Origin of the sequence: Micromonospora sp. NPDC049004 (genome assembly GCF_040649315.1) — a bacterium.
In the GTDB taxonomy this organism is placed as follows: domain Bacteria; phylum Actinomycetota; class Actinomycetes; order Mycobacteriales; family Micromonosporaceae; genus Micromonospora.
Window position 1 is genome coordinate 446,946 of record NZ_JBEZFG010000003.1, and the last position, 13,280, is coordinate 460,225.

10 protein-coding genes are annotated in these 13,280 nt (G+C 70.3%); 3 read left to right on the top strand and 7 right to left on the bottom strand.

Annotated features, from left to right (window positions below):
- The first annotated feature begins 154 nt into the window (after positions 1–154).
- Complete coding sequence (locus tag AB0B97_RS11365; protein ID WP_357492764.1) at positions 155–1,888, top strand: cellulose binding domain-containing protein; 1,734 nt, start codon at positions 155–157, stop codon at positions 1,886–1,888.
- A 13-nt stretch (positions 1,889–1,901) separates the two neighbouring features.
- Here the strand turns inward: AB0B97_RS11365 and AB0B97_RS11370 are convergent, their stop codons facing one another.
- Positions 1,902–2,906: a DUF1731 domain-containing protein gene (locus AB0B97_RS11370; RefSeq protein ID WP_357492766.1), complete on the bottom strand. Its 1,005-nt coding sequence runs from the start codon at positions 2,904–2,906 to the stop codon at positions 1,902–1,904.
- Positions 2,907–3,077: 171 nt separating this feature from the next.
- Here AB0B97_RS11370 and AB0B97_RS11375 point away from each other — a divergent pair, with 171 nt between their 5' ends.
- The gene (locus AB0B97_RS11375) at positions 3,078–4,013 is read left to right on the top strand and encodes a hypothetical protein (protein WP_357492768.1); all 936 of its coding nucleotides are present in this window, start codon (positions 3,078–3,080) and stop codon (positions 4,011–4,013) included.
- 24 nt (positions 4,014–4,037) lie between these two features.
- Here AB0B97_RS11375 and AB0B97_RS11380 read toward each other — a convergent pair whose 3' ends face one another.
- The 3 genes from AB0B97_RS11380 to AB0B97_RS11390 all read right to left on the bottom strand — a co-directional run bounded on the left by AB0B97_RS11380 (position 4,038) and on the right by AB0B97_RS11390 (position 8,604).
- Positions 4,038–5,120 carry a glycosyltransferase family 2 protein gene (locus AB0B97_RS11380; protein WP_357492770.1) on the bottom strand — a complete coding sequence of 361 codons (1,083 nt, stop codon included), beginning with the start codon at positions 5,118–5,120 and terminating at the stop codon, positions 4,038–4,040.
- A 60-nt stretch (positions 5,121–5,180) separates the two neighbouring features.
- Positions 5,181–6,965 (bottom strand): hypothetical protein, encoded by a 1,785-nt coding sequence (locus AB0B97_RS11385; RefSeq protein WP_357492772.1) that lies wholly within the window; start codon positions 6,963–6,965, stop codon positions 5,181–5,183.
- Positions 6,966–7,137: 172 nt separating this feature from the next.
- Positions 7,138–8,604, bottom strand: a complete 1,467-nt coding sequence (locus AB0B97_RS11390) for an endo-1,4-beta-xylanase (protein WP_357492774.1) — start codon at positions 8,602–8,604, stop codon at positions 7,138–7,140.
- A 1,467-nt stretch (positions 8,605–10,071) separates the two neighbouring features.
- On the opposite strand from AB0B97_RS11390, the gene AB0B97_RS11395 reads away from it, so the two are divergent.
- A complete protein-coding gene (locus AB0B97_RS11395) occupies positions 10,072–10,353 on the top strand; it encodes a hypothetical protein (RefSeq protein ID WP_234581173.1) in 282 nt (93 codons plus the stop codon).
- Between the two features lie 145 nt (positions 10,354–10,498).
- Here AB0B97_RS11395 and AB0B97_RS11400 read toward each other — a convergent pair whose 3' ends face one another.
- From AB0B97_RS11400 to AB0B97_RS11410, 3 genes are read right to left on the bottom strand one after another with little or no spacing between them, the layout of a single operon-like run.
- A complete protein-coding gene (locus tag AB0B97_RS11400; RefSeq protein ID WP_357492776.1) occupies positions 10,499–11,422 on the bottom strand; it encodes a SpoIID/LytB domain-containing protein in 924 nt (307 codons plus the stop codon).
- A 6-nt stretch (positions 11,423–11,428) separates the two neighbouring features.
- Entirely contained in the window at positions 11,429–12,313 is an 885-nt protein-coding gene (locus AB0B97_RS11405; protein WP_234581169.1) for a peptidase inhibitor family I36 protein, read from the bottom strand.
- Between the two features lie 34 nt (positions 12,314–12,347).
- Positions 12,348–13,205: a peptidoglycan-binding domain-containing protein gene (locus AB0B97_RS11410; RefSeq protein WP_357492779.1), complete on the bottom strand. Its 858-nt coding sequence runs from the start codon at positions 13,203–13,205 to the stop codon at positions 12,348–12,350.
- Between the last annotated feature and the right edge of the window lie 75 nt (positions 13,206–13,280).

Below are 13,280 nucleotides of genomic sequence, written 5' to 3' on the forward strand. Positions count from 1 at the left end.
CATGCGGGGCTGAACTGGACAGGCGAATTCCCGACAACGCCCGCCGCCACGCTTGGGAGCGCTCCCGAGCACCTGACGAGGTACCGCCTGACGCTCTGCGAACGACCGATCCACCGGATCCGTCGCCGCCACCACCCCCTGCAGGAGAAGGCTCATGAGAAAACGAAGAGTCACAAACGCCGCACTGGTTTCGGCCGGCGCCGTCCTACTGGCATCGACAGCTGTCGCCCTGGCGGCGCCGGCCGGTGCCGCACCCGCCGGCTGTGCGGTGAACTACGCCGTGTCGTCGCAGTGGGAGGGCGGCTTCGGCGCGAACGTCACCATCACCAATCTCGGCGACCAGGTCAGCGGTTGGACGCTGACCTGGTCCTACAGCGCTGGCCAGACGGTCACGCAGGCGTGGAACACGACCCTGACCCAGAGCGGCGCCGCGGTCACCGCCAAGAACGTCAGTTACAACGGGGCCATCCCCACCAACGGCACGACGTCGTTCGGGTTCAACGGCTCGTGGACCGGCAGCAACCCCGATCCGTCGAGCTTCGCGCTCAACGGTGTGACCTGCACCGGCGGCACGACGCCGACCACACCACCGCCTACCACGCCGCCCCCGACGACACCGCCGCCGACCACACCGCCACCCACCACCCCGCCACCCACCGGGCCGGCGGACATCACGGTGAACAGCGCCACCCGGTACCAGACGGTCGACGGCTTCGGGGCCGCGCAGTCCATCTGGGGCAGCGCCTGGTCGACGACCGACACCCAGACCCTGGTCGGGCTGGGCCCCAACCAGCTCGGGCTGTCCATCGTGCGCACCGGCCTCTCACCGGTGTCCAGCGAATGGTCGACCCACGTGAACTCGCTGAAGACGGCGAAGTCGTACGGGTCCGGCGTGAAGATCCTCGCCTCACCGTGGACGGCGCCGGCGGCGTGGAAGACCAACAACAGCCGCACCAACGGCGGCAAGTTGAAGACCGACTACTACGACGACTACGCGAACCATCTGAACAGCTACGTCCAGTACATGCGCGGCCAGGGCGTCACCATCGACGTCACGTCGGTGCAGAACGAGCCGGACTGGCACCCCGACTACGACTCGATGGACTGGAGCGGCACCGAGCTGCGCACCTTCGTCCGTGATCAGGGCACGAAGGTGCAGAACAGCAAGCTGATGGTCGCCGAAGCGGTCAACATGAACTACGGCTACACCGATCCGACCCTGAACGACGCGACCGCCCGGAACAACATCGGCTACATCGGCGGCCACCTGTACGGCACCGAGTCCGCGGGTCGGCTGGCGCCGTACCCCCTGGCGGCCCAGTACAACAAGCCGGTGTGGATGACCGAGTGGAACTACCACGAGGCGGACGGCAGCGGCTCCAACATCTGGGGCAACCCCGCCAACCTGGCGGTCTGGAACGAGACGCTCGACGACATCATGCGCACGGTGCACAAGTCGATGGAGGCGAACTGGAGCGCCTACATCTGGTGGTACGGCAAGCGTTACTACTCCTTCATCGGCGACGGCGAGGCGGCCTATGGCACCACGGCGGGCGCTCCGCTCAAGCGGGGGTACGCGTTCTCGCAGTACGCGAAGTACGTCCGGCCGGGCTATCAGCGGGTGGCCCTGACCAAGAGTTCCAAGGCCTCGCCGCTGGAGGTGACCGCCTACCAGGGCGACGGCAAGATCACGCTGGTGATCCTCAACCGGTCGAACAGCGCGGTCAACAACGCCGTGATCCAGGCGCCGCAGAACGTCAGCAAGGCCGAGTACTACCTCACCTCGCAGAACGCCAACGCGGCCAGCCAGCCGACAAGCGTGAACGGAGGACAGGCCACCATCACCGTCGGCGCACGCAGCATCTCGACCCTCGTGTTCACTCTCTGACCGCTTCCGCGAGTCAGTCTCGGCGCGACCGGGCGTGGGGGTGTGCGCGACCGTGCGCTCCCCCACGCCCGAGGCCGCCAAGGTCCCGGCGTCGCAGGGCCAGATCCACTGCGGCGTCGGACCAGCACGGATGATCGAACGTGAAGCCCGCGGCGGAGAGCCGACCCGGGGCGACGCGCCGGCTCTTCAACAGCAGTTCGGTGTCCGACCGGAGCACTAACGCGCCGACCTCCGCCATCAACCTGGTGGCCGGCAGGCCGACCGGCATCCGCCAGGCCGACCGCAGCGCCCGCATGAATTCCCGCTGTGGCACCGCGCCGGGCGCGGCCAGGTTCACGGGCCCGGCGAGGTCGTCACGGTCGATCAGAAGGCACACCGCGCGGACGAAGTCCCGGTCGTGGATCCACGAGACGTACTGCCCACCGCCCGCCACCGGGCCACCGAGCCCGACCCGCGCGAGCCAGCTCAGCACATCGAACACGCCACCGCGGTCGGGGCTCATCACCATTGCCGAGCGCAGCGCGACCTTGCGGGTGTGGGGGGTCGCCGCCCGCTCCTGCGCGGCCTCCCAGTTCTGGGCGATCTTGACGCTGTACGACCAGTACCCGGGCACGCCGTGTTCGCCGCCGCCGAGCACCCCGTCGTGCTCGTCGTTCGCGGCGTCGAAGCGGTGCGCATAGATGGTCGCGGTGCTCATCTGCATCCACACCCTGGGTGGCCGCTCGGCCGCGGCGATGGCCTCGCCGACAACGCGCGCCGACTCCACCCGTGAACGCATCATGGCGTCGAGGTTCTCCGGGGTGTACCGACAGCTCACGCTGCGGCCGGCCAGATTGATGACCACATCGCTGCCGTCGACCTGCCGGGCCCAGTCGCCGAGCGTGACGCCGTCCCAGCGAACCTGACGCGCACCACTGGGCGAGCGGGTCAACAGCACCACCTCGTGACCCTGCGCGGTCAAGGCCCGGTCCAGGATCGCGCCCACCTGGCCGGTGCCGCCCGGAATGACGATCTTCACGGTCGATCCCCGACCGACACCAGTTTTTGAACATGTTCAACCATGCTCCGAGCGTACGGCTGAACAGCCGGCGGATCAAGATCGGTCGCCGGGGCTCGTCCCTCGCGGCGGGGAGCGCCTTCCCCGACAGGAGGGGACCGCTCCCGGCGGTGCCCCGCGAGGATCGGAGGCATGACGACACCGACAGCTACCGCGCGCGGGAGCGGCAACCACCTGACCTCCGCCGTACTCGCCTGGGCCGTGGCCTACGGCGGCGTACGTCTGGCGTGGACGATCGGGGAGGCGCCGGAGTTCGGCCCGTTCGGGTCCGACCTGCTCGGCTTCACCGGCTGGTGGTCGGTGGCGCTGTGCCTGGCGGCAGGCGCGACGGCGGTGGCGCTGGACCGGGCGGCGACCTGGCGGCCGGTGCTCGCGGGATCAGCCTGGGCGCTCGGCGGGGCACTGGTCGCGGCCGCCGCGATCCTGCTGCCGGAACTGGTGAGTCTCCTGCTGTTCGCCCCCGGCCCGTCCTTCGATCCGGTGGCCTTCGCGAGCCGGCTCGGGTGCGTCACCGGAGCGGCCCTGCTCGGCCTGGCCACCGCTCGCTACCAGCGCCGCACGCGGGGCGACTGCCTCAACTGCTGCCGGACGGGCCCACCCGGCCGGCGGCGTTCGGCACCCGCGCCGTGGGCACGCTGGGCCGCGTACGTGGCGGTGGCCGGCCTCGTGACCCGGTTCGCGGCCCAGGCGGTGGTGGGCTTCGACGGCCTCACGCAGGACGCCTCGGTGATCGGGTTGGAGATCGGTCTGGTGCTGGCCGGGGTGCTGTTACCGCTGGCACTGGTGCGGCACTGGGGTGAAATCTGGCCGGGATGGGTGCCACTGCTCGCCGGCCGTACGATCCCCCGCCGGCTGCTGCTCGTGCCGGGCTTCGGGCTCGGGGCGGCCATCGTCGCCTATTTCGGCATGGGGCTGGCGCAGGTGGCGTCCGGGTCGGCCAGCGAGTTCTCCGACGCGTTCCTCTGGGTGGCCATGTCGGCGTACTGCCTCCTGGGGCTCGGCCTCCTCGCCGCGTCCAGCGACTACCACCTGCGCACCCGCGGCGCGTGCCCATCCTGCGGTCGCTGACCGACCCCACTGCGCCACACGCCGTCAGCCGGTGTCGCGGTCGTGGACCTCCCGCCGGCGGGGCGCCGGATCCCGGCCGACGGAGTCCTCCCGGGCCGGCACCGTCCGTTGGCCGCGTACGGTCGAGCGTGGCACGGGCGGAACCTGCAGCCGCGGCCCGTCGCCGGTCTCCGCGCGCAGGTGCTCCGTCTCCTGCACCAGGTAGTGCGGTCGGCGCTTGGTCTCGTAGTAGATCCGGCCGATGTACTCCCCGATCACGCCCAGGATCGTCATCTGGATGCCGCCGAGCCCGATCACGCTGACGATGATGGTGGTGTAGCCAGGAACGTCGATGCCCTTCTCGACGGCGTCCGCGACCACCCAGGCCATGTAGACGAGCGCGATGAGCGTGAGGAACAGGCCCCCGTAGATCGCCAGGCGCAGTGGCCGGTTGTTGAACGACAGCAGGCCGTCGAACGCGTAGTTGAAGAGCTTGCCGAACGTCCACCTGCTCCGACCCGACTGCCGGGTCTCGTTGGGGTGGGCCACCACCGCCGTCCGGAAGCCGATCCAGGAGAACAGTCCCTTGGAGAAGCGGTTGTACTCCGGCATCGCCAGGATCGCGTCCACCGCGAGTCGGGACAGCAGACGGAAGTCACCCGCCCCGTCCTGTAGGCGCACGTCGATCCACCAGTTGATCACCCGGTAGAAGGACCGCGAGGCGACCATCCGCACGAACCGGTCACCGCGCCGGTCCCGACGGGCGATCACCTGGTCGAAGCCCTGCTGGTACAGCATCACCATCTCGGGCAGCAGCCGCGGCGGATGTTGCAGGTCGGCGTCCATGATGACCACCGCGTCACCGGTGGCCCGCTGCAACCCGGCGAGCATCGCCGCCTCCTTGCCGAAGTTCCGGCTCAGCGACGTGTAGCAGACAGCAGGGTCCGCGGCGGCGAGCCGGCGCAGCGCCGCGAGGGTGCCGTCCTCGCTGCCGTCGTCGACGTACACCACCTCGACGTCCACGTCGGGCAGCTCGGCGAGGGCGGCGCACACGGTCTCGTGCAGCCGCTCCACCGACGCCTCCTCGTTGAAGCAGGGCACCACGACGGACAGTCGCACTGTCGTCACCCCTTTCCGCCCGTGCCCGGGTGTCCGACGCCGACGCCGGCCGGTCCGGCGCCCGCGCGGTCAGAGGTGGTAGACAAGCGTGCCATCGAGATCCTCCCGGGTGATGCCCAGCCCGTCGATGGGCCGGGCCGCGATGCCCTCCCACGGCGTCCCCGCGGCGCGGCTCGGCACGAACACCACCGACCGCACGCCTATCCCCCGCAGGTACGCCACGCTGCCCGCGTCGGGGAACGACGCCACAGCGGTCCGGGTCTGCGCCTGACTGACCGGCTCGAAGCCGGCCAGACCGTTGGTCACCCGGGGGAACCCGTCGGTCGTCCACAACATGTACGTCAGATCGCCCACGCTGCCGGCCGGCAGCACCAGGATCGGGTCCTGCACCGTCCGCATCGCGGCCGGCGGCTGCGGCACGCTCGGGTGGGGCGTCCGGTTGACGCCCTCCAGGGTGACCATGGTCAACGGCACCAGCAGGACCAGCGGCGTGAGGATCCGCGTCCACTGGCGGGGCGAGGACTCGCGCAGCGATTCGGCGAGCGCCGTCACCGCACCGGCGGCCAGCACCGCCAGCAGCAGGCTCGTCCAGTGCATCATCCGCCCGGGGGTACGCAACGCGTCCCAGCCCGGCAGGAGCGTGGACAGTGTCAGGTAGCCGGGGTCGCCATCACCGCCGAGCGTGGCGCCCAGACCCAGCAGCACCGTGCCGACCACGCCGAGCCCCAGCGCGACCCGGTGCCGCAGCGGATACGCCGAGAGGAACAGCCCGGCCGCGGCCAACCCGATCAGCATCATCCCCGGCAGCAGCGCCATCTCCGGCGGCCAGGACAACTGTTCGCGTGCGGCGGCGTGCCGCTCGCCCCACAACCACGAGTCGGCAGGTGCGGTGACGAACCCGATCAGCGGAGGCGAGAACATCTTCGTCCAGTCCAGCGTCCGCTCGGCCTGCGGGTTGAGATCGACGACACGCAGGTAGACCATGCCCAGCAGCAGCGTCACCGCGCCGAACACACCCCCACCGATCAGATCCGCGAGCAACAGCCGCCGACCGAACGGCGGCCGCTCCCGCCGCCGCCACCAGGACCAGCCGTAGCAACCCGCCGCCACCAGCACCGCGGCCAGCAGGAAGTACACCAGCGGCAGGCCGATGCCGAAGCCGAGGGAGACCTGCCAGGCGGCGACCAGCCACCCGGCCACCGCCCAACCGGGCCGGCGCAGCTCCGGCCGGTACCCGTGGCGCAACGACCAGCCGTGACCCCGGGCCAGCATGGCCAGCGACAGCGCGATTCCCGCGCTGGACAGGATGTTCAGGTGCCCGGAGTGCGCCAACCGCCAGGGCGCGTACGCCCATGCGATCCCGGCGACCGCACCGCCCCACCGGTTCGCGCCGAGCTGCCGCGCCAGGGCGTACGCCCCGAGCGACGCCAAGGCGTGCAGCAGCACGTACAGCACGTTGTAGTGGATCACAGCGGCCGTGAAGCCGGAGCCGAGCATTCCCATCGGGGCGTAGCCGAGCAGGGTGTCGCTGTAGGCGTACGTGTACTTCTCGGGGTAGAACGTGTTGGAGTTCCAGAGGTCGGCCGGACTGCTCAGCAGAGCGTGCCCCGACCAGGCGACCTGCCACGCCTGCAACAGCGGGTCGCCCAGGTCACCGGGGATCGTGCTCGCCGGGTGCCGCAGCGTCGGCCAGGTCAGCACCACCGCCACCAGCAGGCTCGCCAGGACCGCCACGGTCCATTCGTTACGGACCCAGCGCCATCGACCCCAATCGGCCGGTGGCCGGTCGTCGGAGACCGGCTCGGGCGGCACGTTCTCCGTGGTCGGTGGCGGGGTGGCGGACCGGATAATCATGAAATAGATGCTCTCCAATAGTGCTGCCCTTGTCCATCCGCTGTCCGAAGCGTGGATGCGCAGGCACGAGGTTCAACTGTCGGGTGCCGAGGGGGTGTCGCGGCCAGCGGCGACGGTGGCGCGGACGAGGTGCGTCCGCGCCACCACGCTGCCGGTTCAGCGGGTCGGGTGGCTACCCGACCCGGACCAGTTGCCACTGCTGGTTGTTGCCACCCCAGTCGGCATACTGCACGATGTTCCCGCCGTCGGCGGTGGACGCGCCCTGCACCTCGACGGCCTTGCCGCTGTTGCGGTTGATCAGGCGCAGGTAGCCACCGGACGACTCGGCCAGCCGGAACTGCTGGTTCGTGCCGTTGCCGTCGCTCCACTGGACGATCGCCGCCGAGTCGGCGGTGGAGAAGTTGTAGACATCCAGCACCTTGCCCGAGTTGCGGGACTTCAGTCGGTAGTAACCGCCACCGGAGTCCACGAACTGCCACTGCTGCCACGCGCCGTCGTTGCGGGCCCACTGGTCGATCCGCGCGCCGTCGGTGGTCGCCCGCTCGTACACGTCGAGCGCCTTGCCGCTGTTGCGGTTCACCAACACGTACCAGGCGGTGGTGTCCACCCCGGTGCCCGGCGGAGGCGTGGTGGGCGAGGTGCTGCCCCCGTTGAGAGCGTTGAGGACGGAGGTGTACGCCGCCTTCTTGTTGCCCGAACCATCGAACAGCAGCGCGTTGTCGCTACCGCGCCAGGAGTCGCTGTCGCGCACGCCCCAGGTGGTGATGCCGGCGCAGCGGGCGACGGCCAGGCAGGCGCGGGTGACCGCACCGTAGATGTTGGCCTGGTTGGAGCCGGTCATCACGTCCAGCTCGGTGATCTGCACGTCGACGCCGAGGTCGGCGAAGCGCTGGAGGTTGGCCTGGTAGTCACTGGCCAACGTGGTGCCGAGGTGGGACTGGAAGCCGACGCAGTCGATCGGTACGCCGCGGGACTTGAAGTCGCGCACCATGTTGTAGATGCCTGTCGACTTCGCGTTGATGCCGTCGGTGTTGTAGTCGTTGTAGCAGAGCTTCGCGCCCGGGTCCGCGGCGCGGGCGGCGCGGAACGCCGCCTCGATCCAGTCGTTGCCGGTGCGTTGCAGGTTCGAGTCCCGTCGCCCGCCGCTGCCGCCGTCGGCGAACGCCTCGTTCACCACGTCCCAGGCGTAGATCTTGCCCCGGAAGTGGGTGGCGACCTGGGTGACGTGGTTGATCGCGGCGTTACGCAGCGCGGTGCCGGACATGCCCTGCGCCCACCCCGGCTGCTGGGCGTGCCACAACAGCGCGTGCCCCCGCACCCTCATGCCATTGGCCTGCGCGTGACTGACCAGACGATCACCACCGCTGTAGTTGAACGCACCCTGGGACGGCTCGGTGGCGTCCCACTTCATCTCGTTCTCGGGGGTGACCTGGTTGAACTCGCTGTTGAGGATGCCGACGTACTGGCTGTTGGAGAGCTTGCCCGTCGCGACGGCGGCGCCGAAGTAACGGCCCTTCTCGGCCGCCGAGGCCTTCAACGTTGTTCCGGCGCTGGCCATGGGCGCCAGCGCCATGGTCATACCCGCGGTCAGCGCGACCGCGAGGGTCGCCGTCGCCAGCAGAGCTTTCTTGGGTCTCATGTCGTTCCTTCTCAGTGGTTGCATCGGTGGTGGTGATGTGCCACTTCACTCAGGACGGACTGGTCCCGACGACAGGCGCCGGCGTGAGCCGAGGAATCCGGAACGATCATCCTGGGCACTGCGCACAGCGCACGCAGCCTGGCCGGCGCTCGCCGGCAACCACGCGAGTCCTGAGACGACGTCCGCTGCCCGGGGACGCCGTGCTTCGAGGCGCGACCGCGGGACTCGCCCGGTGAGCCACCGACGCCGCCGACCTCTGCATCGAGAGTGAGCGATAACATGCTGTTCGTCAAGACGTAACGAGCCGGCCACATAGTCGCCCGGCCGAATCGGTTCGCGGAGCGTGTCCCATTGCCACCTGTCGACGTCCGGACGGGATCGGGTCGACGATCCGTGCCGCTCCGACGCTGTGGGTGCGCCGCGCGACGGTCTTGTTATCGCTCACAGTCCAGGTCACCTGCCCGGCGTACCACAGGGGCGCGGAGCGGGGACCCGCGCGCCGCACGCGCCCGGCGAAGCTGGACCGGCGCGGTGGCCGCGGATCGGTCCGCGACAGGTGTAACCCGAGTTACCCGGGGGCAACAGTCCGCGCATGGATGGGACGGCGTGAGGCGGCCGAAGCGGTGTCCGCCGCCGCCCACGCTCGGCGCAGCGGCGTTCGGAGCGGCAGCGCTGGGGGCGGCGGCCCTCGGCGCGGCCCTGGGCCCCGAGCCCGCGCACGCCGCCCCTTCACCGGCACCGTCGCCGACCACCCGCGCACCGGCACAGGACGCCACCGCGCCGGGAATCGTCGGGGCGCTGCTGCACGACGTGGTCGAGACACCGCTGGACGTCGGCCGGTCCTTGCCGACGGCCGTCCCCCTGCCCGTGCCGACGGCCGTCCCAATACCCGTGCCGACGGCCGTCCCACTGCCCGTGCCGACAGCCGTCCCCCTGCCCCTGCCGAGTGTCACCGGCGCGCTGTCGGTCGAACCCTCCACCGCCGCGCCAGCCCGACGACCCCGTGCGCGACAGTCGTCCCCGCCGCGCGTTCCGTCGGCCTCGGCCCCGCCGGCCGCACGCGCCACCGCGCCACCGTCGCCACCGCCGCCGACCCAGGTGACGGCGCGAGCGTCCCGGGCCCGCCTCCCCGGCACCGTCGACGGCCGCGTGCCCACTCGAACGCCGACGGCGATGACCGCTCGACCGCTGTCGGCGCCACCCCCTCCCGCCGGCCCCCTGCCGGTGCGACCGGCGTTGGTGCTGGCATTCGTGTCCGCACCCGCCGGCGCCGGCTCCGGCGCCGGCGGGCTCGACCAGAAGGCGCCGGCGGCCTACGGGCCGCCGCCCGTCGCAGCGCTGCACCGGGGGCGTGCCGTCCTCCCCTTCGACAGCCATGCCATCAGCCGGCCCGTGGAGCGGGGTCCCCCACCGCCCCGGCAACTCCTGATCTGTCACCCGCGTCCACGACGTTGATCAGGAGAGATCATGGAACTAGCCGTTATCTGGGTACCGGCCGACATCGAGCCGTCGGAGCACGCCATCGCGTCGTGTCTGACCCACCTCCGCCGGCATGACTACCGACTGAACGGGATCATGCGGGCGCCGTGGGAGGCCGTCGAGCAGAAGATGATCGACGGGGAGGTGGATGTGGTGGTGATCGCCGACCGCGCTCATCTTCCGCCGGACCGGTCGCCCCGGATCGAGGTGGCCGCCCCGGCGTCGAGCGCCGACGAGGCCGGACCGGTGCCCGGCACAGACCTCGGCTGAACCGACGAAGCGCCCCGTCCACGCCGGACGGGGCGCTTCGTCTTTCCCGCAGGCCACGCAGCTCGTACGGCTCCCGCGCGCCGGGCGCCCACGAGCGTGCCGCCCGCCGCGAGTGTGCGGCGGGCGGCACGTGTGACGCGTGACGTCAGGAGATGACCACGTCGCGGTAGTAGTGGCGCAGGATCGCCTGGTAGCTGCTGCCCGAATTGGCGAGATCACGGGAGCCGTACTGCGACAGCCAGTCCCCGTCCACCCAGCCACCGCACGCGGTGGTGGTCGCGCAGTAGTGCGCCCGCAGGATGTTGCCGCTCCGGGTCATCCGGGTCGACCAGGTCCGGTCCACCGCCGCCGACGTCGAGGCCTGTGCCGACGACGGCCGGTAGACCTGGTCGCCCGTGTCGTCCCGGACGTCGTAGCACTGGCCGCCGGAGGTCTTGCGGGTCGAGTGCAGCGCCCAGTACCAGGCGTAGCTCTTCACGGCCATCGCACCGGCGTCCAGCGAGGCAGCCGGCCAACTCGTGATCCACTCGTTCGGGAGGACGTTCTTGACGTACGTCTTGAAGTCGACCCGATCGACTCGGCCGAGACTGACCCGGTAGACGAGGATGGTGCTCGGCAGTTTGCTGTTGGTGCCGTCGGTGCTACAGCCCGTCGGTCCGCTCAGCAGCTCGTGCGAGGCGTTGTTGTTCTTCAGCGTGGCGTTGAGGTTGCCCTTCGCCCCGGACGCGAAGTCCTGGGTGGCACCGGCGAAGTTGCTGTTGAAGTAGACCCGCACGGTCTTGCCGGTACGGTTCCACACCGACGCGGCGTTGTTCTTCACGCACAGGCCCTTGCCGGCGCCCGCGCCCTTGAAGTCGTAGCAGGTCGGTTGGGTCGTGCCGTAGTCGTCCAGGGAGTCGGTGAAGTCGGAGACCGAGCCGGCCTGGTTGCTGTTGTAGTAGTAGCAGAACTCGCCGCTGTCGCAGGTTCCGTCCCGTTCGGCCGCCGCCGCCGGCGAGGCGACACTCAGGATGGAGGTGGACATGGCGAGCACGGCGCCGACGACGGCGAGGCCCTTGCGGATATTCATGGTGTCCTACTTCTCGTTGTAGCCCTGGGCGTTCCAGAACGCGGTCGGGTCGGCGTTGTCCAGCGTGGGGTCACCGACGCTGACGGCCGCGTGGGTCTGCCGACCGGCCCGGACCTCGACGTGGGTGTGCGCGCCCGAGCTGGAGGACACCCCGTGCCACGACTCATCCGCGATGATCTGGCCCTTGCTGATGGCGTCGCCCACGCTCACCCCGGACCTCGGCGCGGTGTGCAGGTAGATCACCGTCTTGTTGAGCGAGGAGTTGTAGACGGAGATCGTGGACAGGCCGCCGCTGCCGGTGCTGCCCTGCGCGACGTAGGTGACCGTTCCGGAGACCAGGGCGTGCACGTCCGAGCCGACGCTGCGGGCGATGTCGATGCCCTCGTGCCGGCCGGGCGTGGTGGTGTAACCGTCGAAGCCGCACGTGACCGCACCGCCGCTGGCCTGGTACAGGGCGTACGACAGGTTCGTGCGGGTCGACGGCGAGAACTGGTGCGAGGCGTTGTTGTTCTTCAGCGTGGAGTTGAGGTTGCCCTTCGCGCCGGCCGCGAAGTCCTGGTAGGAACCGGCGTAGCCACTGTTGTAGTAGACGCGTACGGTCTTGGTGCTGCGGTTCCAGACCGAGGCGGCCTCGTTCTTGATGCACAGGCCCTTGCCGGCGCCGGCGCCCTTGAAGTCGTAACACGAGGGCTGCTCGGTGCCGTAGTCGTCGAGCGAACCGGTGAAGTCCGAGATCGACCCCGCGTTGTCGCTGTTGTAGTAGTAGCAGAATTCGCCGCTGTCGCAGACCCCGTCTCGGGCCGCCGCCGAGGCGGGCGATGCGACGCTGAGGATCGAGGTGGTCGCGGCCAGCGCGACGCCGACGGCGGCGAGGCTCTTACGGATGTTCATGGTGTCCTTTCGCGAACGGTGAGGGGGATGCGGGTCACTGCCCGCGCTGGTACTGCTCCCAGGTCCTGATCGGGACCTGGGGGCCGTCGTCCGGCCCCTGGTTGGCCAGGCCGTTCATGCCGAGGTAGTAGTCACCGACCTGGTGCTGCGCCTGACTGGACAGGTCCGTGTCGCTGATCGCCGTGGCGTGGATGTGCCACGGCCAGTCGCCCTGGTTGGGGTTGCGGACCCAGGCGGCGAAGCCGACCTGGCGCAGGGCCCGGGCGACTGCGGTGCGCCTGGCGGCGGTCATGCCGGTGACCGCGATGTCCACCACGCCCCCGCCGTCGTGCGTGCCGGCCGAGGTGGGGTCGCCCCCGGGGTTGTACGAGCCCTGGTCGAGCACCAGGGTGTAACCGAGCAGACGCTGGGCCTCGGCCAGCATCGCCTGGGTACGGGCGTTGACGACGTACCCGTCGCGCGGGACCTTCGCGCCCGGACCGATCGTGTTGCCGACGGTGTAGCGGTTCAGCCCGAGCTTCGTCAGCGACGTCGTGCCGGGCAGCCCGTTCGCGGCCAGCCCGGTGTAGCCGAGTGAGCGTTGGTACGCCGCGTACGCCGAGACGGTCACCGTGCCGAAGTAGCCGTCGACCCACTGCGCGTTCAGCAGGCCCTGCGCCTGCAACGCCTGCTCCACGGCGAGCACGGAGTTCTTCGCACCCGGAGTCAGTGTGTTGTCGGCCCGGCGGGGGTCGATCTGAGCGGCCAGGACGGTGGCCTCCATGTCCACGACCGGCCGTGCGGCCGTGGTGACGGCCCGCGGCGCTGTGGCGTCGGATGCCGCCGCGTGGGCCGGGACGCCGACGGCCACGCAGAGCGCGGCGAGCCCGACGGATAACCAGGGACGGCGCAAGATGGGTCCTCCTCGTAGCTGGTGAGTCGTACTCGGTTCGACATCACCCTGCGAGAAGTGCGGTGCTGTTCGGTA

What these genes read in the sequence shown, in the direction of transcription:
- AB0B97_RS11375 (WP_357492768.1), top strand. Translation starts at nt 3,078, where the DNA reads ATGACGACACCGACAGCTACCGCGCGCGGGAGCGGCAACCACCTGACC.
- AB0B97_RS11395 (WP_234581173.1), top strand. Translation starts at nt 10,072, where the DNA reads ATGGAACTAGCCGTTATCTGGGTACCGGCCGACATCGAGCCGTCGGAG.
- AB0B97_RS11365 (WP_357492764.1), top strand. Translation starts at nt 155, where the DNA reads ATGAGAAAACGAAGAGTCACAAACGCCGCACTGGTTTCGGCCGGCGCC.
- AB0B97_RS11385 (WP_357492772.1), bottom strand. Translation starts at nt 6,965, where the DNA reads ATGATTATCCGGTCCGCCACCCCGCCACCGACCACGGAGAACGTGCCG.
- AB0B97_RS11390 (WP_357492774.1), bottom strand. Translation starts at nt 8,604, where the DNA reads ATGAGACCCAAGAAAGCTCTGCTGGCGACGGCGACCCTCGCGGTCGCG.
- AB0B97_RS11405 (WP_234581169.1), bottom strand. Translation starts at nt 12,313, where the DNA reads ATGAACATCCGTAAGAGCCTCGCCGCCGTCGGCGTCGCGCTGGCCGCG.
- AB0B97_RS11400 (WP_357492776.1), bottom strand. Translation starts at nt 11,422, where the DNA reads ATGAATATCCGCAAGGGCCTCGCCGTCGTCGGCGCCGTGCTCGCCATG.